18 protein-coding genes are annotated in these 22,437 nt (G+C 73.6%); 17 read left to right on the plus strand and 1 reads right to left on the minus strand.

What is annotated here, in order from left to right; all coding sequences use genetic code 11:
• Nucleotides 1–31: 31 nt before the first annotated feature.
• Nucleotides 32–2,365, minus strand: coding sequence for a HelD family protein (locus NOSIN_RS06130; RefSeq protein WP_077689806.1), 2,334 nt, complete (start codon nt 2,363–2,365; stop codon nt 32–34).
• Nucleotides 2,366–2,990: 625 nt separating this feature from the next.
• Here NOSIN_RS06130 and NOSIN_RS06140 point away from each other — a divergent pair.
• The 17 genes from NOSIN_RS06140 (at nt 2,991) to NOSIN_RS06215 (ending at nt 22,433) form a co-directional block, all read left to right on the plus strand.
• Nucleotides 2,991–5,228, plus strand: coding sequence for an anthranilate synthase component I (locus NOSIN_RS06140; RefSeq protein ID WP_077689808.1), 2,238 nt, complete (start codon nt 2,991–2,993; stop codon nt 5,226–5,228).
• Nucleotides 5,229–5,432: 204 nt separating this feature from the next.
• Nucleotides 5,433–5,573, plus strand: a complete 141-nt coding sequence (locus NOSIN_RS27145; RefSeq protein WP_170293681.1) for a GPGG-motif small membrane protein — start codon at nt 5,433–5,435, stop codon at nt 5,571–5,573.
• Between the two features lie 258 nt (nt 5,574–5,831).
• Nucleotides 5,832–6,629: an FAD-dependent thymidylate synthase gene (gene thyX, locus NOSIN_RS06145; protein WP_077689809.1), complete on the plus strand. Its 798-nt coding sequence runs from the start codon at nt 5,832–5,834 to the stop codon at nt 6,627–6,629.
• 498 nt (nt 6,630–7,127) lie between these two features.
• The gene (locus tag NOSIN_RS06150; RefSeq protein WP_077689810.1) at nt 7,128–7,445 is read left to right on the plus strand and encodes a hypothetical protein; all 318 of its coding nucleotides are present in this window, start codon (nt 7,128–7,130) and stop codon (nt 7,443–7,445) included.
• A gap of 245 nt (nt 7,446–7,690) precedes the next feature.
• Nucleotides 7,691–8,704, plus strand: a complete 1,014-nt coding sequence (locus NOSIN_RS06155) for a Gfo/Idh/MocA family oxidoreductase (RefSeq protein ID WP_077689811.1) — start codon at nt 7,691–7,693, stop codon at nt 8,702–8,704.
• Nucleotides 8,688–9,593, plus strand: a complete 906-nt coding sequence (locus NOSIN_RS06160; RefSeq protein WP_077689812.1) for a sugar phosphate isomerase/epimerase family protein — start codon at nt 8,688–8,690, stop codon at nt 9,591–9,593. Before NOSIN_RS06155 ends, NOSIN_RS06160 begins: the two co-directional genes overlap by 17 nt.
• Nucleotides 9,590–10,873: a M20/M25/M40 family metallo-hydrolase gene (locus NOSIN_RS06165; RefSeq protein ID WP_077693438.1), complete on the plus strand. Its 1,284-nt coding sequence runs from the start codon at nt 9,590–9,592 to the stop codon at nt 10,871–10,873. The genes NOSIN_RS06160 and NOSIN_RS06165 overlap by 4 nt, the downstream gene beginning before the upstream one ends.
• Nucleotides 10,870–12,009, plus strand: a complete 1,140-nt coding sequence (locus NOSIN_RS06170; RefSeq protein ID WP_077689813.1) for an Ldh family oxidoreductase — start codon at nt 10,870–10,872, stop codon at nt 12,007–12,009. The genes NOSIN_RS06165 and NOSIN_RS06170 overlap by 4 nt, the downstream gene beginning before the upstream one ends.
• Nucleotides 12,006–13,040 (plus strand): Gfo/Idh/MocA family protein, encoded by a 1,035-nt coding sequence (locus NOSIN_RS06175; RefSeq protein WP_077689814.1) that lies wholly within the window; start codon nt 12,006–12,008, stop codon nt 13,038–13,040. Before NOSIN_RS06170 ends, NOSIN_RS06175 begins: the two co-directional genes overlap by 4 nt.
• Nucleotides 13,037–13,507 (plus strand): DUF6917 domain-containing protein, encoded by a 471-nt coding sequence (locus tag NOSIN_RS06180; protein WP_077689815.1) that lies wholly within the window; start codon nt 13,037–13,039, stop codon nt 13,505–13,507. The genes NOSIN_RS06175 and NOSIN_RS06180 overlap by 4 nt, the downstream gene beginning before the upstream one ends.
• 182 nt (nt 13,508–13,689) lie before the next feature.
• Nucleotides 13,690–14,217, plus strand: a complete 528-nt coding sequence (locus NOSIN_RS06185) for an EF-hand domain-containing protein (protein ID WP_077689816.1) — start codon at nt 13,690–13,692, stop codon at nt 14,215–14,217.
• 79 nt (nt 14,218–14,296) lie between these two features.
• On the plus strand, nt 14,297–15,502 hold the full coding sequence (locus NOSIN_RS06190) for a DegT/DnrJ/EryC1/StrS family aminotransferase (RefSeq protein ID WP_077689817.1): 1,206 nt from the start codon (nt 14,297–14,299) through the stop codon (nt 15,500–15,502).
• The gene (locus NOSIN_RS06195; protein WP_077689818.1) at nt 15,499–16,653 is read left to right on the plus strand and encodes a DegT/DnrJ/EryC1/StrS family aminotransferase; all 1,155 of its coding nucleotides are present in this window, start codon (nt 15,499–15,501) and stop codon (nt 16,651–16,653) included. Before NOSIN_RS06190 ends, NOSIN_RS06195 begins: the two co-directional genes overlap by 4 nt.
• Nucleotides 16,650–17,663 carry a UbiA family prenyltransferase gene (locus NOSIN_RS06200; protein ID WP_077689819.1) on the plus strand — a complete coding sequence of 338 codons (1,014 nt, stop codon included), beginning with the start codon at nt 16,650–16,652 and terminating at the stop codon, nt 17,661–17,663. Before NOSIN_RS06195 ends, NOSIN_RS06200 begins: the two co-directional genes overlap by 4 nt.
• The gene (locus NOSIN_RS06205) at nt 17,660–19,024 is read left to right on the plus strand and encodes a protoporphyrinogen/coproporphyrinogen oxidase (RefSeq protein WP_077689820.1); all 1,365 of its coding nucleotides are present in this window, start codon (nt 17,660–17,662) and stop codon (nt 19,022–19,024) included. Before NOSIN_RS06200 ends, NOSIN_RS06205 begins: the two co-directional genes overlap by 4 nt.
• The gene (locus NOSIN_RS06210) at nt 19,021–20,646 is read left to right on the plus strand and encodes a class I adenylate-forming enzyme family protein (RefSeq protein WP_077689821.1); all 1,626 of its coding nucleotides are present in this window, start codon (nt 19,021–19,023) and stop codon (nt 20,644–20,646) included. The genes NOSIN_RS06205 and NOSIN_RS06210 overlap by 4 nt, the downstream gene beginning before the upstream one ends.
• Nucleotides 20,643–22,433 (plus strand): CoA transferase, encoded by a 1,791-nt coding sequence (locus NOSIN_RS06215; protein WP_077693439.1) that lies wholly within the window; start codon nt 20,643–20,645, stop codon nt 22,431–22,433. The genes NOSIN_RS06210 and NOSIN_RS06215 overlap by 4 nt, the downstream gene beginning before the upstream one ends.
• The last annotated feature ends 4 nt before the right edge of the window (nt 22,434–22,437 follow it).

Raw genomic sequence — 22,437 nt, forward strand, 5'->3', positions numbered from 1 at the left:
CGCGCCCCCGTGCATCTCGTGTGACCCGGCCTCACTCCCGGTCGAGGCGGCCCAGCACGTCCGGCAGCTCCCCGGTGTGCGCGACCGTCAACCGGCGCGTGGCCCGGGTGACCGCCACGTACAGGTCGTTGGCACCGCGCGGCTGCGCCAGCAGGGCGTCTGGTTCCACGACCACCACCGAGTCGAACTCCAGCCCCTTGGCCTCGGTCGCGGTCAGTACCACCACCGCCTCCTCCAGGGCGTCCCGGCCCGACCCCGAACCGCCCGGTCCCGGGCGGGCGGCCGCGGGCAGCGCCGCCGCCACCGCGTCCAGGCACCGGTCGGCGGTGACCACCGCGACCCTGCCCGAACCGATCCTTCGAATCTCCCCGTCGACCAGGCCGGGCAGGCCCTCCTCCAGCGACGCCAGCCGCACCGCGCACGGCGGATCGCCCTCCTCGCGCACCGACTCGGGCACCTCCTCGTCCGGCGCGGCCTCACGCAGCACGTCGGCGGCCACCGCCATGATCGGCGCCGGGGTCCGGTAGTTCACCCGCAGCCGCTCCACGTGCACCTTGTCCCGCGCGTACGGCTCCAGCGCGGCCGTCCACGACCGGGCCCCCGCCGCACTGCTGGTCTGGGCCACGTCGCCCACCACGGTCAACGACCGCGTCGGCACCCTGCGCATCACCGTGCGCCAGGCCATCGGCGACAGCTCCTGGGCCTCGTCCACGATGACGTGACCGTACGTCCACTCACGGTCCGCCCCCGCACGGTCGGCGGTGGTGAGCGACGGACCGGTGTCACGGTGCCGGTCCGCCATCATGGAGACGTCTATCGCGTCGGCCTGGATGATCTGGTCCTCGAACAGGCCGCCGAGCTCCAGCACCCCCTGTGCGTACTGCTCCTCCTCGGCCCGCTCGGCCTCGGCGCGGCGCTCGCGCGCACGCTCGGCGCTGTCGTCGTGCCCCAGCAGCTCGGCGGCCTCGTCCAGCAGCGGAACGTCCTCCACGGTCCACGGCGGCTCGGGGGCGCGGGCCAGGGACGCGCACGCCTCGGCGCCGATCCCGGCCCGGGCCCCGACCCGCTCCAGCGCCGCGGGGTCGGCGAACAGATCGCGCAGCAGCCGCTGCGGGGTCAGGTACGGCCACAATCCGTCCAGCGCCTCCCGTACCGGGTCCTCGTGCCAGAGCCGCTCACCGACGAAGGGCAGGTCCTCCTCGGCCACGGGGCGGCCCAGCAGCTTCGACTCGGAGTGCGCCAGTTCCTCGAGCAGGGTCTTCACCACGTACTTGCGTGCCGTGTTGTGCGGCAGGCGCAGGCCCCGCGCGGTCCGCAGCACGTGCTCGCACAGCGCGCCGGACACGGTGAGAACGCCCGCGTCGGTCTCCACGAGCAGGTCCTCACCGCCGAACGCCTCCTCGGGCGTGCGCCGGCGGTCGTCCACGGCCGCGTGCAGCAGGTCGGCCATCCCAGGCGAGCCCTTCACCGCGGCGACGTCGTGCGCGTCGTGCGCGGAGGCCGCCACTCCCGGAAGCAGCTCCCCGACCGTGCGCATGACCACGTCGGTCTCCCCGAGGGCGGGCAGCACGTCGCTGACGTAGCGCAGGAACGCCGGGTTGGGGCCCACCACCAGCACCCCGCGCCGCTCCAACACGGCGCGGTGGGTGTAGAGCAGGTAGGCGGCCCGGTGCAGGGCCGCGACGGTCTTGCCGGTGCCGGGACCGCCCTGGACCACCAGGACCCCGGCCAGCCGGGCACGGATGACCCGGTCCTGCTCGGTCTGGATGGTGGCGACGATGTCGCCCATGCGCCCGGTCCGTCCCTGGTTCAGTGACGCGAGCAGCGCCGCCTCGCCGACCAGCTGGCGGCGGTCGGTGTCGGTCAGACCGTCGGGGTCGAACACGTCGTCGTCGATCCCGACCACCCTGCGGCGGCGTACCCGCAGGTGGCGACGGCGGGTGAGCCCCTGCGGGTCACCCGGGGTGGCGGCGTAGAAGGGACGGGCGGCCGGAGCGCGCCAGTCCACGAGGATGGTCCCGTACTCGGCGTCGCGCAGCCCGATCCGGCCCACGTAGCGGGTCTCGCGCCCCTCGTCCTCGTCGGAGCCGCTCCCGTCCTCCTCGGCCAGGTCGATCCGGCCGAAGCACAGGCCCTCCTCGACCGACCCGAGCTGGGCCTGGCGGCGGGCCTGCTCGTAGGAGCGCGTCTCGCGTTCCACGGCGGCCGCGAAGCCCCCGCGCTCCTGCATGTGGGCGGCGGCGAGCTGGTCGGCGGTGCGCGCGCGCAGGGCGTCCAGGCGCTCGTACATCGCACTGACCCGGGCCTGTTCCACGGCCAGGGCGGCCGACGAGGCCTCCTCGGCGTCCACTTGACAGAAATCCATCTGCTTGGTATGCTCCGTAGTGTAGGGCTTTTGTGGTTAGTTCTAGAAGTGGCAGTGAACTCCACAGCTTAACACGGCGCCGCGCCTCCACGCGAGCGCCTTCGCACGTGCTGACGCTCCCGTGGTCCGCGCCGGGAGGCCTTCGCGTGGGACACGGCCCGGGTTCCAGCCCTCTGCCTCTGCCTCTGCCTCTGCCTCTGCCTCTGCCTCTGCCTCTGCCTCTGCCTCTGCCTCTGCCTCTGCCTCTGCCTCTGCCTCTGCCGCGTCGCCGCGCTCCCGGGGCGGGGACGGCCGCATTACGGCCACGCACCGGGAGACCACGGGTGGCGTGGCGGGAGGAGCGGCTGCGCCAGGTGCGCGGGACCCCCGGGCGAAGGCGCAACCGGGAACCCGGTGCCCGGGAGAACACGACGCGGTGTCTCCCTCCCCAGAACCCTCCGCACCCGCTACACTCATGCGCATGCGACACACGACCACCCAGGCCCAGTGGTGGCGCCGCCCCTAGGCGGTGCTCCGAGTGCGCATACCCATGCAGCGACCGCCCCGGACCGGCGGTCGTTTCCTGTTTTCACGGCCCCGGCCGGTGTGACCCACCCCGACCGACCACAGTGCCAAAGGACCGGCCGTGAACCCCAGCGACGTACAGACCACCACGTACCGCACCCAGGGCGGCGTGACCGTCCACCGCAGCGCGACCCCCTGTGACCCCGAGGTCCTCGCCGAACTCGTCCGGTCGGTCGAGTACCGGCGCGGCGGCGTCCTCTCCTCCGGCATGGAGTATCCGGGCCGCTACGACCGCTGGCACCTGGGCTACGTCGACCCCTGCCTGGAGATCACCACGCGCGGGCGCGCCGTCACCGCCACCGCCCTCAACGACCGCGGCCGCGTCCTGCTGCCCGTCCTGGCCGGGGCCCTGTACTCCGCCGGAGTCCCCGACCCCGACGACGCCACGGCCGACCTCGGGCACGGCCGCGTCGCCGTCACCGTCCCCGAGCCCGACCCCGGCGCGTTCTTCACGGAGGAGGAGCGCAGCCGCCGTCCCAGCGTCTTCACCGCCCTGCGCGCGGTCCTGGCCGCCCTGCACAGCCCCGAGGACACCAACCTGGGCCTGTACGGCGCCTTCGGCTACGACCTCGCCTTCCAGTTCGAGCCCATCGAGCGGCACATCGACCGCGACCCCGACGACCGCGACCTGGTCCTGCACCTGCCCGACGCCGTCATCGTCCGCGACCGCAAGCGCGAGACGTGCGTGCGCTACACCTACGACTTCACCGTCCCCGCCGACGGGGACCGCGCCGAGGCCACCACCCGCGGACTTCCGCGAGAGACCGAGCTCACCCCGCCCGTGGTCGCCACCGAGGTGCCCGAGGGGCCCGAACCCGGCTCCTACGCGCGCGTCGTGGCCAAGGCCAAGGAGAAGTTCCGCCGCGGCGACCTGTTCGAGGTCGTACCCGGCCACCGCACCTACGCCCGCTGCTCCTCGCCGGCCCGCTTCTACGAGCTGCTGCGCGAGCGCAACCCCGCCCCCTACGAGTTCTTCTTCAACCTCGGCGGGGGCGAGTACCTGGTCGGCGCCTCCCCGGAGATGTTCGTGCGGGTCAGCGGCGAGCCCGGCACCGGGCAGAGGGTCGAGACCTGCCCGATCTCGGGCACCATCCGCCGCGGCGAGGACGCCCTGGGCGACGCCGAGAACATCCAGGAACTGCTCTCCTCGGTCAAGGAGAAGTCCGAGCTGACCATGTGCACCGACGTGGACCGCAACGACAAGTCCCGCGTGTGCGAGCCGGGCAGCGTCAGGGTGATCGGCCGCCGCCAGATCGAGATGTACTCGCGCCTGATCCACACCGTCGACCACATCGAGGGCACCCTGCGCCGTGAGCTCGACGCGCTGGACGCCTTCCTCACCCACATGTGGGCGGTCACCGTCACGGGAGCGCCCAAGACCTGGGCGATGCGGTTCATCGAGCAGAACGAGACCAGCCCCCGCCGCTGGTACGGCGGTGCCGTCGGCGTCCTGAACTTCGACGGCTCCATGAACACCGGCCTCACCCTGCGCACCGCCCACATCCGCGACGGGGTGGCCGCCGTGCGAGCGGGCGCCACCCTGCTCTACGACTCCGACCCCGAGGCCGAGGAGAAGGAGACCTTCCTCAAGGCGCGGGCCCTGCTGGAGACCCTCGCCCTGGGAGAGCGGATCGGAGAGCGGGAGGAGGGCGCCGGGAGCACGGAGGAGGCCGACGCGGCCCCCGCCGAACTCCCCGGCCGGGGCATGAGGGTGCTGCTGGTGGACCACGAGGACTCCTTCGTCAACACCCTGGCCGACTACGTACGCCGCCACGGGGCCGAGGTGACCACCGTCCGCTACGGGTTCGACGCCTCCCTGCTCGACCGGCTCTCCCCCGACCTGGTGGTCCTCTCACCCGGTCCCGGCCTGCCCGTGGACTTCGGGATGTCGGCCCTGCTGGACGAGCTCGCCGCGCGCCGCCTGCCGGTGTTCGGGGTGTGCCTGGGGCTACAGGGAATGGTGGAGCATGCCGGGGGAGAACTGCGCACCCTGGACGATCCGGTGCACGGCAAGCCCGGCCGTGTCCGGGTGTCCGGTGGTGAACTCCTCACCGGGTTGGACGGCGGTGACGCCTTCCCGGCGGCCCGCTACCACTCCACCTACACCGTCCCCGACCTGGTGAAGCGCTTCGAGGTCACCGCGGTCCTGGACGGCGAGGCCGGCGAGGAGCCTGTCGTGATGGCGGTCGAGGACCCGGCCGCGCGGTGGTACGCGGTCCAGTTCCACCCCGAGTCGATCCTCACCGCGGCCGTCGGGGAGGGCATCGTGGCACAGGCACTGCGCCTGGCCCGCGGCTGAGCCGGGCCGCCCGCACCACCCCCGCCACCCCGCCCTCCGGCGGGGTCCGCGCGTGGCGCTCCTCACGCGCGGGCCCCCGGTCCCTTCGGGCCCGCGGCCACTCCGGCACCCCGTACACGGCCTCTCACCTGCGTTGAGACTTCTTTTCCACAAACACAGCCAACCAAAAAGTTTGATCAACCTGTTACGGGACAGTGGTTGTATATGGGTATTTTGCTTACGATCCTCGGAATCATCCTCATCGTCGCCGGCGTTCTCGGAGTGCTGCGCGGGCAGATGCTCTGGGGCATCATCGCCATTGTCGTCGGACTCTTCATCGCTCCTGGTTACTTCTACGGTTTCTAGCCTGTGGTCCCTCCTCCACCCGGACACCACAGGCGGAAGGTACGACGGACAGCACCGAACGCGGGCCGGGCCTCCGACCGAAACGGCGGGGCCCGGCCCGCTCCTGTTCGGCCCCCAGGCCGACCGGGCCCGGCCCCGTGTACCCTCGTGTGAGGCTGGTCAGCCCTCGCCCCCATCACGCTCCCGTGCCCCGGAACCCCTGGTCGCGGCTGTTCGGCGTGCGTTCGGGGAGCGGGGATCACGAACGGGAGGCATGCTGTGAAGAGGGTCGAGCCGCAGGTCCGTCTGGTGGCGCGTCCGCAGGTGGACTACGACGCCGTCACCGACTACCTCAAGGAGGTCGGTGGAGAGGCGTGGCTGGAGAGGTTCGACCGCGGTGAGCTCGACGCCCACCTCAACGACCCGCAGAACCTCGCCGAGTTCGCCGGGCGCCTGTGCTACCGCTCCTGGGAGCCGGGCCTGAACCCCAACGTCACCCGGGTGCGCAAGGACCAGGACGCCTACCTCGGCAACCTCCTGGCCAGCCTGCACGGCTCGGTCCTGGAGCACATCAGCTTCAGCTTCGTCCTGCACAACGTGTCCCGTGTACTGACCCACGAGCTCATCCGGCACCGCCCGGGTGTGGCCGTCTCCCAGGAGTCCCTGCGCTTCGTGCGCCTGAGCGACCTGCCGTTCTGGTTCCCCGACTGGGCCGAGGAGGACCCGGAGCTGATGGAGCGCGCCACCGCGATGCTCCAGCAGATGGAGGAGTTCCAGCTCTGGATGGCCGACCACTTCGGCCTGGACGACGAGGGCGTGAAGTTCGCCGAGAAGAAGCACAAGACCTCCTTCATGCGCCGCTTCGCTCCCGAGGGCGTGGCGACCGGCCTGGTGTGGACCGCCAACGTGCGCACCCTGCGCCACACCCTGGAGGCGCGCACCGCTCCCGGCGCCGAGGAGGAGATCCGACTGCTGTTCCACCTCATCGGCGAGGCGCTCCGGGAGGAGGCCCCGGCGCTCTTCGGCGACTACGAGGTGCAGGACGGCGCCTGGGTCCCGAAGTGGCGCAAGGTCTGACCGGCGCGACCGTGCCCGTCCCTCCCTCGGGGGGACGGGCTTTTTTGTGCATGCAGGAATGAGCGTCTTTTCTCACCGCGAGGGCGCACGGCGGGTACCGCACCACAGGACCAGGCCCGAACAACACGGCGCCCAACGAGAACTGGTGTACGGCATTTGTGACACCACCTGTAACAGTAGGTAGTGGCAGCACCCGTGGCCCCACATATCCAGGACTCCGCTGTCCCGGAAACAGGCATCTTCCAGGCGATACCAGGCCCTACAGGCGAAGATGACCATGATTCTCTGCAAAAATCGTGTTTTCACGATTTGCCTTGCTCTGGGATTTATTCTGTTTTGTGAATTTTAGTGGCGGTCCGAAATCCACTGCCGCTTTGTTGTGGGTCTGGTCTTTTCTGCGGGGGAGGAGGGAGGATGGTCCGGGACGCCCCGCCGCACCGGTGATGCGTGCGGTCCGTGTTTTTCCTGGAAACGTTCGAAGGGCAAAAGGAGGCAGGAATGAGGGTTCTGGTATCCGTCGCCGCGGTGTTCGCCTTCGCGGTGGGCGGAACCGTTCTGGGAGCTGTTCCGGCATACGCCGCCACGGGAGAGGTCGTGGTGTTCACCACCGAGTTCGAGGCGCTGGAGCGCTACACGGACCCCCCGTCGGGGTCCTGCCACCAGCTCCCGGTCACCGCGCACGTGCTGGTCAACCTCACCGACTCCGACGTGAGCATGCACGCCGGCCCCACCTGCCTGAGCCCCGGCTTCGTGGTGGCTCCGGACCACGGCTGGCACGCTCCGCCCAGCGGGATGTTCAGCTTCTCGGTGTCCTGACCGACCCGGTCCCGCGGCGGGCGAACAGCACCCGCGGGACCGTCCGGCCGGCGGAGACCGCCGCGGCGATTCCCCTCCACCGCGCATTTGCACGGGTGAGGACGCGACCGTTCCCGGATTCTTCGCACGGGGAGGTTCCTCCGGGCGTCCGGCGCTTTCGGCGCGGTGGCCGGAGGCGGGCGGAAAATCAGCGGTGGTGTCCCGCGTATCGCGAGGACAAGGAAACGGAAAGGTGCTCGTCCGTTATGCTGCACACCTTCGTCGTCGGCCTCGGCAGGTCGGGAGAAGGGCTGCACCTGCCATCGCTCGCCAAGGCGCGGGCCAGGGAACCCACCCTGTTCGCCCCGGGCCCGGTGGTGGGGTTCGACCCGTTCCGGGCGTCGGCCGAGGGGGTGCTCATGGTCGAATCCCCGGAGGAGGCGGTGCACCACGCGCCGCCGCTGAGCACCGTGGTCCACCTGTGCACACCGCCGCACCTGCGCTCCGGCCTGCTGGAGCACCTGGCGGAGCTCGGCTACCGCAGGATCATCGTGGAGAAGCCGCTGGCCCTGGACCTGGTGGGACTGGCCTCCGTCGCCCGGCTCCGGCGGCGCTGGGGGCTGGACATCACCGTCACCACCCAGTGGCTGGACAGCGCGCTCACCCGGCGGCTGCTCGCGGTCCTGCGGGGGAAGGCCTTCGGGGACCTGCGCGCCATCACGGTGCTGCAGAACAAACCCCGTTTCACCCGCACCGCCGAGGCACCGGGCCACCCCACCGCCTTCGACGTGGAGGTGCCCCACGCGCTGGCCGTGGTGATCACCCTCGCCGGGGGAGCGGACATCGCCTCGGCCTCCCTGGAGGACATGGTGACCGACCGGACGCGGCTGCCCAGGCTGGGCCGCGCCCGGCTCGGCCTGAGGCACCACTCCGGGGTGCTCAGCCGGATCGACTCGGACCTGACCTCCCCCGTGCGCGAGCGCCGCATCGTGCTGGAGTTCGACAGGGCCCTGCTCACCGGCCACTACCCGTGCAGCGCGGCCGACCACACGGCCCAGCTGCGGGTGGACGCACAGGGGTGGGAGCCCATCCGCTCGGTCTTCGACGACGACGCGTTCCCCGCCTTCATCCGAGCCGCCTACACCCGCTACGCCCGGTCCCACCGCGCCCCCGGAGCACTCTCGGCCCAGATCGAGGCGGTCCGGCTGCTCACCGAGGCCAAGAACCTGTGCGCGTCCGGTACCCGGGGACAGGGGGTGGGCAGTGTCGTCGGCGCATGAACCGCCCCGCCCGGTACCCGCGGGGATCGGAGACGAGGCCGCGCCCGGCCTCGACGGTCAGCTCGCGGCCCTGGCCGAGCTCGGCTGGAACCGCCTGGAACTGCGCACCGTCGACGCGGTCCCGATCGCCGAGCTGGACGAGCGGGCCTTCGACCGCGCCGCGCGCGGGATCCGGGAGGCCGGAACCGACGTGGTCGCCGTCGCCTCGCGCATCGGGGACTGGTCCCGGCCCGCCACGGGAGACCCGTCCCTCGACCTGACCGAGCTGGAGGTCCTGGCGAGGCGCTGCGCGGTGCTGGGCACCCGTTTGGTCAGGATCATGTCCTACCCCTCGGGAGGGCTGGCCGAGCCCGCGTGGGGACGCCGGGTCCGCGCGCGCCTGCGCGAGCTGGTCCGAAGGGCCGAGGACGCCGGCCTGGTACTGGTGCACGAGAACTGCGCGGGCTGGGCGGGCGAGAGCGCGGAGCGGGCGCTGGAGCTGCTGTCCGAGGTGGACAGCCCGTCGCTGCGGCTGCTGTTCGACACCGGCAACGGAGTCGCCCACGGATACCGCGCCCCCGAGATGCTGCGCGCCCTCGTCGGGCACGTGGCGCACGTCCACGTCAAGGACGCGGTGACCGGGCCCGGCGGCGAGGTCGGCTACGTGCTCCCCGGCACCGGAGAGGCCGGGGTCGCAGCGTGCCTGGGGCTGCTGGCCGAACACGGCTACACCGGAGCGCTGTCCATCGAACCCCACCTGCACCTGCGCCCGCACCTGCGGGCCTCGGGAGCCGACCCCGGACGCGGCGACCGTGCCGCCTTCGTCGCCTACGGGCGCGAGCTGGAACGGCTCGTGGCCGAGCAGTGGTGCGCTGTGCCCGCACCCCGCCGCGCGGAGGGGGCCAGGTGAGCGCGACCCTCACACCCGATGACCACGCCCTGCTGCTGCGGCTGATGGAGCTGCCCACCGCGGGGCCGCTGGAGACCGGGCCGGCCGGGCCGCGGCCGCGCCTGCGCGAGGCCCAGAACGCCTACGCCCGCGCCGCGGCCGGGACCGGCTTTCGCGTGGTACGCCACGCACCGGCCGATCCCGCCGACATGGACCGGCCCGACGTCCCGGCTCCCGTGCGCGAGGCCCTGGCCGACCCCGCCTTCCTCGAATGCCAGCCCAGCCTGGTGCTGCGACTGGGACCCGAACTGCCCGCGGAACGCACCGTGATGTTCAACGTGCACCTGGACACGGTCGCCGGCGACCTGCCGGTCGGCTTCGACGGCGAGCGCTTCCACGGGCGCGGAGCCATCGACGCCAAGGGCCCGGCGGTGGCGCTGCTGGCCGGGGTGCGCGCCGCGCGCGACCGGTGCCCCGCCCTGGGCCGCGACGTCGCGGTGGTCGTCCAGGCCGTGGCCGGGGAGGAGGGCGGCGCCATGGGGGTGCTGGGCACCCGCCCGCTGGTCGAGCGCGGCCACACCGGCCGGCTCAACGTGTTCTGCGAGCCCACCCGGACGCGGTTCCTCCCGCGCAGCACGGCGGCGATGACCGCCCGGGTGTCGGTCCACGGGGACGACGCGGTGGACGACCGCCCGCACACCGGACACAACGCCGCCGTGCTGTTGGGCTTCCTGGCCCAACACCTGGGGCGCGCGCTCGACGCGCACGCCGGAACGGGAGCCGTGTGCGTGGCGGGCCTGCACACCGGCACCCTGCACAACAGGGTCTACGGCACCGGATCGCTGCTGCTCAACCTCTCCTACACCCGGGCCGACGCGGGACGCGTGCTGGAGTCCGCGCTGACCGAGGCGCTCGACGAGGGCCTCGACGCGTTCGCGGAGGCCTTCACCGGGACCGCGCTGTTCGACCGGACCGCCGCGGACGCGCGCGCCCTGACCCGCCTGGAGTGGCGCAAGCGCGGCCTGCCCGTGCTGGACGACCGCGACCCCTGGGGGCGGGACCTGATGGGCCGGGCCGGGATCGACCCGTGGCCCTCCGACGAACCGGCCTTCACCTGCGACGCCATCTGGATGTCCGGAGTCGCCGGGGCGTACACCGCGGTGCTGGGCCCCGGCGACCTGGCCGCCAACAACGCGCACGCCGACGGCGAGTTCGCCGACGCCGCCGAACTCGACGGGTTCGCCGACGCGGTGGCCCGCCTCCTGACCGCCTTCACCGCCCAGACGAACGGACGACCGTGAGCACCACCTCCCACATCCCGCCGCAGGCCCCGCCGGACCAGGGTGCCGTGCGGGTGGGCCACGACGACCTGACCGCCTTCGCCGCCGGGGTGTTCGCCCACCGCGGCCTCGCGCCGGACCGGGCGGCCGAGGCGGCGCGCGCGCTGTGCCACGGCGACCTCGCCGGACCGCGTTCGCACGGCCTGGCCAACCTGACCCGGCTCTACCTGCCACTGCTCGACGAGGGCAGGGCCGACCCCGCCGCCGAGCCGCGTACCGTCACCGACCTGGGCGCCGCCGTACTCCTGGACGCGCGCCGCGCGCTGGGCCTGTGGGTGGCGAGCGAGGCCATGGACCGGGCCGTCGAGCGCGCCGGGCGCCACGGCGTCGGCCTGGTGTCCGTACGCGGCGCCACCCACCTGGGATGCGCCGGCTACCACGCCCTGCGCGCGGTCGAACACGGCATGGTGGGCCTGGTGGCCAGCAACTGCGGACGCCAGCGCATCGCCCGGCCGCCCGGCGGCGCTGTGACGATGCTGGGCACCAACCCGCTCAGCGTCGCGGCCCCGGCCGGCCAGCACCCCCCGTTCCTGCTCGACATGAGCACCACGGCCGCGCCCACCGGCCGGATCCGCCAGGCGGCCCGGGAGGGGCACACCCTGCCCGAGGGGCTTCTGTGCGACGACCTGGGCGCGCCCGTCACCGACCCGGACGCCTTCGACGCGGGGCGGGCGCACCTGATGTGGCTGGGCGGCCGGGAGGGCCGGTACAAGGGGTTCGGCCTGGGACTCATGGTGGAGGTGCTGGCCGCGCTGGTGCCCGGCGCCGGGCTGGGACCGCACCCCGACGCCCTCACGGGTGACGGCGGACCGAGCGGCCGCGACGACGACATCGGCTTCCTCGTCGCCGCCGTCGCGCCCGACGCCCTGCGGGAGGGGGCCGGGGAGGACGCGGAGGAGCTGTTCGGCGCGCTGTTGGCGTGCCCGCCGACCGACCGGGCCGAGCCGGTGCGCTATCCCGGCTGGCACGAGTACCACCGGGCGGGGGAGCGGCGCCGCGGGGGCGTGCCGCTGGAGGCTCCGCTGTACGCGGAGCTGGCCGAGCTGGCGGAGCGGACCGGGCTGCGGGTCCCGCCCGTCCAGGGAGCCCCGCGATGAGGCCGCCGCTACGGGTCGGACTGGTCGGTCTCGGTGTGATCTCCCGCTTCTACCTCGCCGCGCTGCGCACCGTGCCCGGACTGGAACTGGTTGCGGTGTGCGACCGGAACCCGGCCGTGCTGGCCGCGCGCCCGGCCGGCGTGCCGGGTTACACCGACCACGCGCGGATGCTGGACGAGGCCGCCCCGGACGCGGTGGTGGTCACCGCGCCCAACGACGCGCACGCCCGGATCTGCGCCGACGCCCTCGGGTGGGGCGCGGCCGTGTGCGTGGAGAAGCCGCTCGCCCTGGACTCCGCCCAGGCGGAGCCGCTCACCGAGCTCGCCCGCCAGCGGGGCACCCCGCTGTTCACCGCCTTCCACCGCCGGTACAACTCCGGGGTCGCGCGGCTGCGTGAGGACCTGGTCGGCCGGCGCGTGGTGGAGGTGACCGTGCGCTACCTGGAACGGATCGAGGAGCACGCCGGGACCGACACCTGGTACCTGGACCCGGACCGGTGCGGAGGCGGATGCGTCGCCGACAACGGACCCAACGCGTTCGACCTGGTCGAGTCGCTGCTCGGCCCGGTCGATGTGGTGGCGGCGCGTGTGGACCGGGACGCCGCGGGCACCGACCGGCGGGCCGAGGTCGAACTGCGCGCACGGGGGGCCCGGGCCGGAGGCCGCCCGCCGGTGACGGGTGACGGGCGACGGGGAGGGGGCCGCGGCCGCGGGCCGACCGTCGGAGACGGGCCGTGGGCGGGAGGAGCCCGCGCCAGGGTGCTGCTCGACTGGTCGCATCCCGGCGAGCGCAAGGACGTCGAGGTGCGCACCGACGACGGCACGGACCTGAGGACGGACATGCTGGCCGGCCATCCCGGTTTCAAGGGATCCCTGTGGCACGAGTACGTCGGGGTGCTCACCGAGTTCGAGTGGCGGGTGCGCGAGGGCCTGGTCGAGGATCCGGGCGGGCCGTCCGCGCTGAAGCTGGTCGGCGACGCCTACCGGCTGGCGGCCGTCGAGGAGAGGCGAACACAGGAGGGAGCCAGGTGAACCCGTACGAGGACGGTCCCAAACGCGAGGTCACCGCGACGCTGGTGAAGGTCCTGGTGCACCGCAGGGACGAGCGGGGCATGCGGCTCGTCCCCCACGCGAGCCGGTGCGTGCGCGCGGGGGAGGTGCACGAGCTGGTCGCCACCGACCACACCGAGACGGCGGCGGGGGCCCGGATCGACAGGGTCGGCTTCCTCGGGTTCGCCGAGATCACCGCCGCGGGAGTGGTCGACCGCGGCGACGAGGTGTGGATCGGCTCCCGCCGGGTGGGGGTGGTGCTCGGCTTCGACGGCTGCCACATGCCCAACCACTACAACGTGCTGGTCCACGCCGACCCGGTGCCGACCGGACGGGACCTGGGACTGGCCGCGGGGGAGGCGCTGGTGTTCCGCCAGGGCGTCCCGGACGCCGCGACGGGAACAACGTCCGCCGAACCGGTTCCAGAGGAATCCGGTATTTGCTCATAAATGTCCGATATAAATTATCAATTATTCGATCTTATTGTTCTGATCCCCCTTTCGTGAGAGGTGGTCCGGCGGTAATCTTTGGAAGTGGAGGGAGTTCGGCTGGGCTCGGTCGAAGATCCTTTCCAGTGTTCCGACGGGACATCGTACGTCTGTTTTTCCATGTTGAATGTGAGGGAAATTCAATGACGACCGCAACCAAGGCCAACAGCCGCCTCGAGGAGCGCTTCCGCCTCTGGGACAACAACGGCAACGGGGCGATCGAGCGCTCCGACTTCGAGAACGAGGCGAACGGCATCATCTCGCGCCTGGGGGCCGAGGGCACCGCCAAGGGCAACGCGCTCAGGGAGGCGTACCTGGGCATGTTCGACCAGTTGGCCGCGGCCGCGGGCAGCCAGCGGATGACCAAGGACCAGTTCGTCAGGGTCGCCGAGCAGAAGATCATCGGCAGGGGCGACGCCGGCTTCGCCGAGATCGTCCAGCCGACCATCCAGGCGATCGTCGACGTGCTGGACGTCGACGGCAGCGGTGAGATCAGCCCGAGCGAGATGGAGAAGTGGTTCGACGCCATCGGCCTGGGCGGCGCCGAGGCCACCCGGGCCTTCTCCGAGCTGGACACCGACGGCAGCGGCCGTCTGTCCACCGCCGAGCTGGTCGCCGCGGTCCGCGACTACCACCTCGGCAAGAACGACATCCCCCTCCTCGGCGGCTGACCCCGTCCCCGGTCGCGGCGACCCCCCGCCGCGACCGGGCCCCGGTCCCTCGCCCCCTCCTCGGTACGGAAACGGAAAAGTGAAGAGAACGCTTTCGCCCCCCGAGGCGCCGACCACGGGGAGAACACGTTTTCCCGTCCCCTTCTTCGACCAGTCCGACACCTTCCGGGAACTGTGGCCCGATATCCGCGATAACTGTCTGCGCGTCATGGACCGGGGGAAGTTCTCGCACGGTGCGATGGTCGCCGAATTCGAACGCGCTCTGGCCCGCTGGACCGGCGCACGACACGTGGTCGGCGTCAATTCCGGGACCGACGCACTGGTGTTGCTGTTGCGCGCCGCCGGGCTGCGTCCCGGCGAGGAGGTGATCGTCCCCGCCTACACCTTCGTCGCCACGGCCAGCGCCGTGGTGCTCGCCGGAGGCGTCCCGGTCTTCGCCGACATCGAGGAGCGGGGATACGGGATCGACCCGCGTTCGGTGGACGCTGTGGCCACACCCCGCACCCGGATGGTCATGCCGGTGCACCTGTTCGACCGGTTGGCCGACATGGAGGGCGTGCAGGAGGTCGCCCGAAGGCGCGGACTGACCGTGCTGGAGGACAGCGCCGAGGCGATCGGCATGCGGCTGCGAGGTGTGCACGCCGGACTGCTCGGCGCCGGAGGCGTGCTGTCGTTCTTCCCCGCCAAGACACTCGGCGCGATCGGTGACGCGGGCGCCCTGCTCACCGACGACGCGCTCCTGGCCGAGACCGCGCGGGCACTGCGCCACCACGGTCGCTCCGGGCGGACCCTGGACGACTTCCCCGGCATCGCCAACCCCACGGTCGTCCCGGGCTGCAACAGCAAGATGGACGACATCCAGGCCGCCGTGCTGCTGGCCAAGCTCACCCGGCTCGACGCCGGTATCGCCCGACGCGCGGAGCTGTCCGCGCGCTACGACTCCCGCCTGCGCGGCGTTTCGGGGATACGCGCCGTGCCCGGCGACACCGCGCCGCACCCGGGCGGCGGACGGGTCGTCTACGTCCACCTCGTCGAGGCCGAGGAGCGCGACGGCCTGGTGGACCACCTGGCCGCGGCCGGCATCGGGACCGAGACCTACTACCCGGTCCCACTGCACCTGCAACCGTGCTTCGCGCACCTGGGACACGTCCCGGGCGACTTCCCGCGCGCCGAGGCCGCGTGCGAGGCGGCGGTCGCGCTCCCGCTCCACCCCGACCTGACCGACGCGCAGGTGGACCGCGTCTGCGACGAGATCGAGGACTTCTACGCCGGGAGGCGCGCGTGAGCACGACGACCACCCGGGACATCCCCTTCTTCGCCCCCGACCTGTTCGAGGACGACCGCGACGTGCTGCTGGAGACCGTCCACGAGATCGGGACGGGTGCCGCGCAGAAGTTCATCCTCGGCGAGCACACCGCCCGGTTCGAGCACGCGCTGCGTGACCGGCTGGCCGCGGCCGACGTCGTCGCCTGCTCCAGCGGGACCTCGGCGCTCACCCTGGTCCTGGCCGCCATGGACGTGGGACCCGGCGACCAGGTGGTGGTACCGGCCTTCGGCTGCGCGCCGCTGGCGAGCACCGTCATCGGCTGCGGCGCGCAGCCGGTCTTCGCCGACATCGACCCGGTCGCGCTGACCATGGACCCGGCCGCGGCGGAGGCGGCCGTCACCGGGCGTACCCGGGCGCTCATGCCCGCGCACGTGTTCTCGGTGATGGCGGACATGCCCCGGTACCGGGAACTGACCCGCCAGTACGGGCTGCGCCTGGTCGAGGACTCCGCCCTGGCCCAGGGCGGGACGCTCCAGGGCCGCCCCGCGGGGCTGTGGGGCGACGCGGGCGTCTACTCGTTCGTGCAGGTCAAGACCTTCGGCATGCCCGGTGAGGGCGGCGTGGTGGTCACCGGCGACGCCGAACTCGCCACGCGGACGCGGATGCTGCGCAACCACGGCCAGGACGGCGAGCACCGCTTCCTCCACCACCGCATCGGCCACAACAGCCGTTTCGACGAGGTCATGGCCGCCTTCCAGCTGCACCGGCTGGAGGGGTTGGAGGACCGACTGGCGCGCCGGGCCGAGATCTCGGCGTACTACTCCACCCGGTTCGCGCCACTGGCCGACGCCGGGATCACGGCGCCGCCCGTGGGCGGGGACGGGCGCTGCCACTACGTCTACACGCTCCTGGCCGAGCGGCGCGACGAGTTGCGCGCGCACCTGGCCGCACACGGAGTCCACACCCACGTGTACTACCCGCGCACACTGCCCGAACAGCCCGCCTTCGCCCCGTACGCACCACCCGGCGGACGCTGGCCGAACGCGGAGTCGGCGGCCCGGCGCAACCTCTCCCTGCCGCTCTACCCGCACCTGAGCGACGCCCGGGTGGAACACGTCGCCGACACGGTGTGCGCGTTCGCCCACCGGACGAGGAGGACGCCCCGATGACCGACCACACCACCCGGTCGACCGCCACCGAACCGACCGCCGTGCCCGCGTCCGCGCAGGCGCCTCCGCCCGCGTCCGCGCGCGCCACCCTGTCCGCCTACGCGCGCCTGGCCAAACTCGACATCGTCGACTACTACATCGGCCTGCCGCTGGTGCTGGCCATGCTGGCGCCGGCGCTGCGCTGGCAGCCGGGCACGCTGGGCCTGCTCCTGCTCATCCTGCTCGCCGAGGTGGCCGTGGTGGCCGCGATGGTCGCCTTCGACGACGTCACCGGATACCGGGACGGCAGCGACGCGGCCAACTACGGATCGGACGCGGCCCGCCGCAGGCTGGCCCGCAAACCCCTCGTCGCCGGGACGCTCACCGAACCGCAGGCCCTGCGCTTCGCCTGGGCGGCGACCGGGGTGAGCGCCGTGCTGTGGACCCTCGTCGCCCTGGCCGCCCCGCACCGGCCCGCGTGGGCGGTCGCGCTGGCCGCCCTGTGCGTCCTCGCCTCGGTCCAGTACTCCTGGGGACTCAGGATCAGCTACCGGGGATTCCAGGAGGTCTTCCTCATCGGCCTGGGCGTGGGCTGGGTGCTGGTGCCCTACGGGCTGCTCACCGGCGGGCTCAACGGCTTCGTCGTGGTCCAGGCGCTGCTCTTCGGCTTCGGCCCGATGCTGTTCGGCCTGTACTCCAACACCAACGACGCCGACGGCGACCGCGCCGCGGGGCGGATCACCGTCGCCGCGCTGGTGCCCCGGCACCTCAACACCGCCTTCATCATCGCGGCGACCGTGGCGGAGAGCCTGCTCATCTCCGCATCGACCCTGGCCGGGATCGCCCCGTGGTGGTTCCCCGTCGTGCTCGTCCCCGTCTTCGTGCTGCGGGTGACCCAGCTGGTGATCGGCTTCGTGTACGGCGACATCCTGCGCGCCCGGCGCATGGCCATCCACACCCACCGGGTCACCGTGGTCCTGCTGATCGCCGCGAACCTGCTCGCCCCGGCACTCGTGGGAGGCGCCGCATGAGTGAGACGACCGACGTCGCCGTGGTCGGCGCCGGCCCCGCCGGACTGGCCACGGCCCACACCCTGGCCCGGGCGGGACGCTCGGTACGGGTCCTGGAGGCCGCCGACGCGGTAGGCGGCCGGATGCGCACCCTGCGCGAACACGGCTTCCTGATCGACACCGGCGCGGAGATGCTGCCGCCGGCCTCCGCCTACCCGGCCACCTGGCGGCTGATCCGAGCCCTGGGCCTGGACACCGACCGGGGCGCGGTGACCCGGGTCCGCGGCGCCCTGGCGTCGTGGCGCGGCGGCCGCGCCCGGCCGCACACGGGCCGCCCGCTGGGGCTGCTCACCGGGGCCGGACTGTCCCCGCGCGCACGGGTCGACCTGCTGCGCCTGCAGGTCCGGCTCGCGGGCGCCGCGCCGGACCCCGAACACCCCGAGCGCTCCCCGCTGGGCGCGCGCACCCTCGCCGACCTGCTGCGCCCCTACCATCCGGAGCTGCGCGAGCGGCTGATCGGCCCGCTGGCCGCGGGGTTCTTCGGCTGGGACCCGGAGCGGACGGCCGCCGCCCCCTTCGCCGCGCACCTGGCCTCCGCCGGCAGCACGGCCCGGTGGTGTACCTACCGCGACGGCATGGACACCCTCGCGCGGACCCTGGCCGACCGGCTCGACGTCGCCACGGGCCACCCGGTGACCGGCGTGGCGGCGGGACCCGGCGGGGTCAGGCTGGACTCCCCGGCGGGACCGGTCACCGCCCGCGCGGCCGTGCTGGCGGTACCCGCCCCGGTCGCGGCGCGGCTGTACCCGGGCGGGTCCCGGGCCGAGCGCGCCTACCTCGACGCGTGCGAGTACGCGCCCATGCTCCGGGTCTCCCTGGTGCTGGACCGTCCCATGGCACCGGTCGGGGTGCGCGGCGGATTCGCCACCCTGGTGCCCGCCGCGGAGGACCCCCTGCTCAACGTGGTCACCGCCGACCACAACAAGCACCCCGGACGGGTACCGAAGGGCCGGGGCCTGGTCTCGCTGGTCGCCTCGCCACGGGGAGCCTCCGAACTCCTCGACGCCCCCGACGAGGAGGTCGCCGCGCGGCTCACGGCGCGCGCCGAGCGCCTCGTACCCGGGCTGGCGGACCACGTCGACTCGGTCCGTGTACACCGCTTCCGCCACGGGCTGCCCGCGGCGGGCCCGCGCGCGCTGGGGGCACGCGCCGCCTTCGTCGCCCGCCCGCCCTCGGCCGTGGACTACGCCGGGGACTGGATCGCGCTGCGCCCGTGCAGCGAGGGAGCGGTCTCCTCCGCCGCGACGGCCGCCGGGCGGGTCCTCGCCTTCCTCGACTCCACGGCCGCGACCCCCGTACCGATCCCCAGGGAAGTCCGATGACGCTGTTCACCAAGCCCATCCACCTGGGCACCCTCTTCGACGACCTGGCCGGGCGCGGCGCCACCACCGCCGTGCACCTGGGCAGGCCCCTGGACATCGCCCCCCACCTGGGCACCGAACTGGACGTGTCCGGAGTGGCCGGACTGGTGCGCGAGGCCGCGGGCTGGTTCGCCGCGGCCGGTGTCCGGCCCGGCGACCGCGTCGCGATCGCCAAACGCAACCACTGGGACTACGTGCTGCTGAGCTGTGCCGTGGCCCGGCTGGGCGCGGTGCCCGCCTCGCTGTCGGCGCACCTGGAGCCGGGGACGCTGGAGATCCTGCTCAAACGGCTGGAGCCGGCGCTGCTGGTCACCGACACGGCGCTGCTGGCGGCGGCCCGGGACGCGGGGGCCGACCCCGCCGTCCACGCCGCCCGCACCCTGGTCGTCGACGGTCCGGCCGGGCTCGGGGGCCCGGCCGGGCACGTCCTGTGCCTGGACGAGGTACGCGGCATCGACGCACCGCCGCCCCGCAGGCCGCACCTGGACGCGCCCCTGTCCATCATGCACACCTCCGGCACCACCGGTGTGCCGAAACTGGTCACGCACTCCACCCGCACGATCATGCGCCGCCTGGCCGGATTCGAGTCGCACCGCTGGCCCCTGTTGGGCAGCCGGCCCGACGACACGGTGACCGGGGCGTTCTCCTTCGCGCACGGCCGCGCGCTCGCCTGGACCGCGAGCGTGCTGTGGCTGTCCCCGGCCGCGCTGTCGGCCCTCACCAGCGACGACTGGGACGAGGCCGGCCCGCTGCTGCACCGGCACCGCCCCACCACCCTGGAGGCCCATCCCGCCACCTTCGTGCGCTGGCAGCACCGGGCGGAGCGGGGGGACCACCCGTTCGACCGGGTACGGCTCTACGTCAGCACCTTCGACGCCATGCACCCGCCGACCGTGCGCACCTTCCTCGGCGCCACCGGGCACGGACACCCGGTGTGGATGCAGGGCTGGGGCCAGAGCGAGACCGGGCCGCTGACCTTCCGTTTCCTCACCCGGCGGGCGCTGGCCCGGGAGCGGGAACGCCATCCGACCACCCGCGACCTGGGTCACCCGGTGCCCACCCGCACCCGGCTGCGCGCGGTGGACCCGCACACCATGCGTCCCGTCCCGACGGGCGTTCCCGGCCTGCTGTTCTGCCGTACCGGGGCCCTGTGCCTGGGCTACGTCGGCGAGGAGGGCCGGTGGCGGTCCAAACTGGTGGGCGAGTGGTGGAACACCGGCGACATCGGGGTCATCACCCGCACCGGCGGGGTGAGGCTGGTGGACCGCGAGGTCGACGCCCTGCGCGAGGGCGGCTGCCTGGAGGTGGAGGACGTCGTGGACGACCGCCTGCCCGAGGTGTTGGAGTGCGTCGTACTGAGCGTCCCGGACGGTCCTCCGGTGCCCGTGGTGGTCACCGGCGACGGCCGGCTCGACACCGACGCGTGGCGCGAGGCCGTCGCCGACCTGCCCGAACTCGCCGACCCCGTGGTGAGGACCTGGGACGAGCTTCCGCGCACCGGCACCGGCAAGGTCCGCCGGACCGTACTGCGCGACCGCCTGGGCCTGCGCCCCGACACCTGCGGAACGGGAAAGTGGACATGACGCCGCGGTCGGCGGACGCGGCGGCCGTGTTCCCGCTGGCCGGAGCCACCGCCCGCGCGGTCGGGGACTCGGCCGCGCTGGGGGTGGCGGCGCTGCGCCTGGAGGCGCTGGGATGCGCCGTCTCCCGGGTGGCCGGGGAGCCGCCCCCGGGCGCCCCGGCCGGATGGATCGGCCTGGTCGGCGCCCACGGCGGAGAGGGTGCCCACGCGAGGCCGCCGGCACCGGTCGGCTGCGCGATCGACTGGTCCGGTCCGGTCGCGGCGCCCCTGGCGGGGGAGCGCGACGTCCAGGCCGCCTGCGGGCTCGCCCACCTGCACGGCAGGGCACGCGGGCAACCCCGGTTCCTCGGTATGGATTACGCGTCGGTGTGCGCGGGGATGCTGGCCGCACAGGCGGTGGCGGCCTCCGCGCTGGCCCTGGCGCGCGGCGGACCGGCCCTGTCCGCGTCGGTCTCGGTGGCCCAGGCCGCCCTGCTCGCCGCGGGCCCCCACGTCGCCGCGGTCACCGCGCCCGGCGCCGGATCCGCTCAGCCCGCCGGCGGGGAGGCGTCGGCGTCCGGCGCCGCGTCGCCGAGCGGTCGGAGGGGATCCGGCGAAGCGCCCGTTCCGCCGTTTCGCTCCGCCGACGGGACGCGCTTCGAGATCGAGACCCTGGACGCCGAGGTCTGGCTGCGGTTCTGGACCGACCTGGGGGCCGCCCCGGACGCGGTCGCCGCCGGATGGCCGCACTTCCAGGGCCGCTTCGCCACCGCGGTGTGTCCGCTGCCGCCGGAGCTGCCCGCCGCGGTCGCCGCCGTGGACTTCGACCGGGTGCGCGCGGCGGCGCTCCGGACGGGGACGAGCATCTCCCCGGTCCGTACCGCCGAGGCCGCCCGGGAACCCGATCCGGCGTCGGAGTGGCGGTTGCGCGGCACCGGTGGCCCGGCTCTCCCGCCGGCGGGGCCCTGCGCCGACGCCACCGCACCCCTGTCGGGCCTGCGGGTGGTGGAGGCCACCAACCGGATCCAGGGCCCGCTCGCCGGCCTGCTGCTCGCCATGCTCGGCGCCGAGGTGGTGCGCGTCGAGCCGCCGGGCGGCGACCCGATGCGCGGGGTGCCGCCGATGGCGGGGGACTGCTCCGCCCGGTTCCTCGCCCTGAACCGGGGCAAGGACGTGGTCGAGGCCGACCTCAGGACCGCCTCCGGGCGCAGGACCGCACAGGACCTGGCGGCCACGGCCGACGCCTTGCTGTACAACTGGCCGCCCGGTCGCGCCGAGAGGTTCGGCCTGGGCCCCGACGACCTCGCCGACCGTGCCCCGGCCCTGGTCCACGTGCACGCCGACGGGTGGGGCGGGGAACCCCCCGAACCCGGTGCGCTGGCCACCGACTACCTGGTCCAGGCACACGGCGGGGTGGCCGATCTCCTCGCCGGCCCCGGGGAGGAGCCCTCACCGTCCCTGCTGACCCTGACCGACGTGCTCGGCGGGACCATCGCGGCCGAGGGGGCGGTGGCCGCGCTGCTGGCCCGCGCCCGCACCGGTACCGGGATACGGGCCCGGACCGCGCTGTCGGACGCGGCCCGGCTGCTGCGCCGCGCCGGACGCGGCACCGCGCCCGGGGAGCGGGGCGGTCCCGCTCCGGTCGGGGACCTGGCGGAGATGGCCGCCGCACCGGAGTTCGCGGGGGCCTTCGACACGGTCGGCGGCGCGTCCTGCTTCCGGGCCCCGTGGAGCTTCGCCCGTGCCGCGGTGCGGCCGGTCGACGGCGCCCCGGCGGCCTCCGTGGCCGGTCTGGAGAGGACGCGATGAGGGC

Origin of the sequence: Nocardiopsis sinuspersici (assembly GCF_001998325.1) — a bacterium.
GTDB classification, from domain to species: domain Bacteria; phylum Actinomycetota; class Actinomycetes; order Streptosporangiales; family Streptosporangiaceae; genus Nocardiopsis; species Nocardiopsis sinuspersici.

Coding starts and splice junctions, on each gene's coding strand:
- NOSIN_RS06185 (WP_077689816.1), top strand. CDS start 13,690: ATGACGACCGCAACCAAGGCCAACAGCCGCCTCGAGGAGCGCTTCCGC.
- NOSIN_RS06205 (WP_077689820.1), top strand. CDS start 17,660: ATGAGTGAGACGACCGACGTCGCCGTGGTCGGCGCCGGCCCCGCCGGA.
- NOSIN_RS06215 (WP_077693439.1), top strand. CDS start 20,643: ATGACGCCGCGGTCGGCGGACGCGGCGGCCGTGTTCCCGCTGGCCGGA.
- NOSIN_RS06175 (WP_077689814.1), top strand. CDS start 12,006: ATGAGGCCGCCGCTACGGGTCGGACTGGTCGGTCTCGGTGTGATCTCC.
- NOSIN_RS06150 (WP_077689810.1), top strand. CDS start 7,128: ATGAGGGTTCTGGTATCCGTCGCCGCGGTGTTCGCCTTCGCGGTGGGC.
- NOSIN_RS06155 (WP_077689811.1), top strand. CDS start 7,691: ATGCTGCACACCTTCGTCGTCGGCCTCGGCAGGTCGGGAGAAGGGCTG.
- NOSIN_RS06210 (WP_077689821.1), top strand. CDS start 19,021: ATGACGCTGTTCACCAAGCCCATCCACCTGGGCACCCTCTTCGACGAC.
- NOSIN_RS27145 (WP_170293681.1), top strand. CDS start 5,433: ATGGGTATTTTGCTTACGATCCTCGGAATCATCCTCATCGTCGCCGGC.
- NOSIN_RS06200 (WP_077689819.1), top strand. CDS start 16,650: ATGACCGACCACACCACCCGGTCGACCGCCACCGAACCGACCGCCGTG.
- NOSIN_RS06130 (WP_077689806.1), bottom strand. CDS start 2,365: ATGGATTTCTGTCAAGTGGACGCCGAGGAGGCCTCGTCGGCCGCCCTG.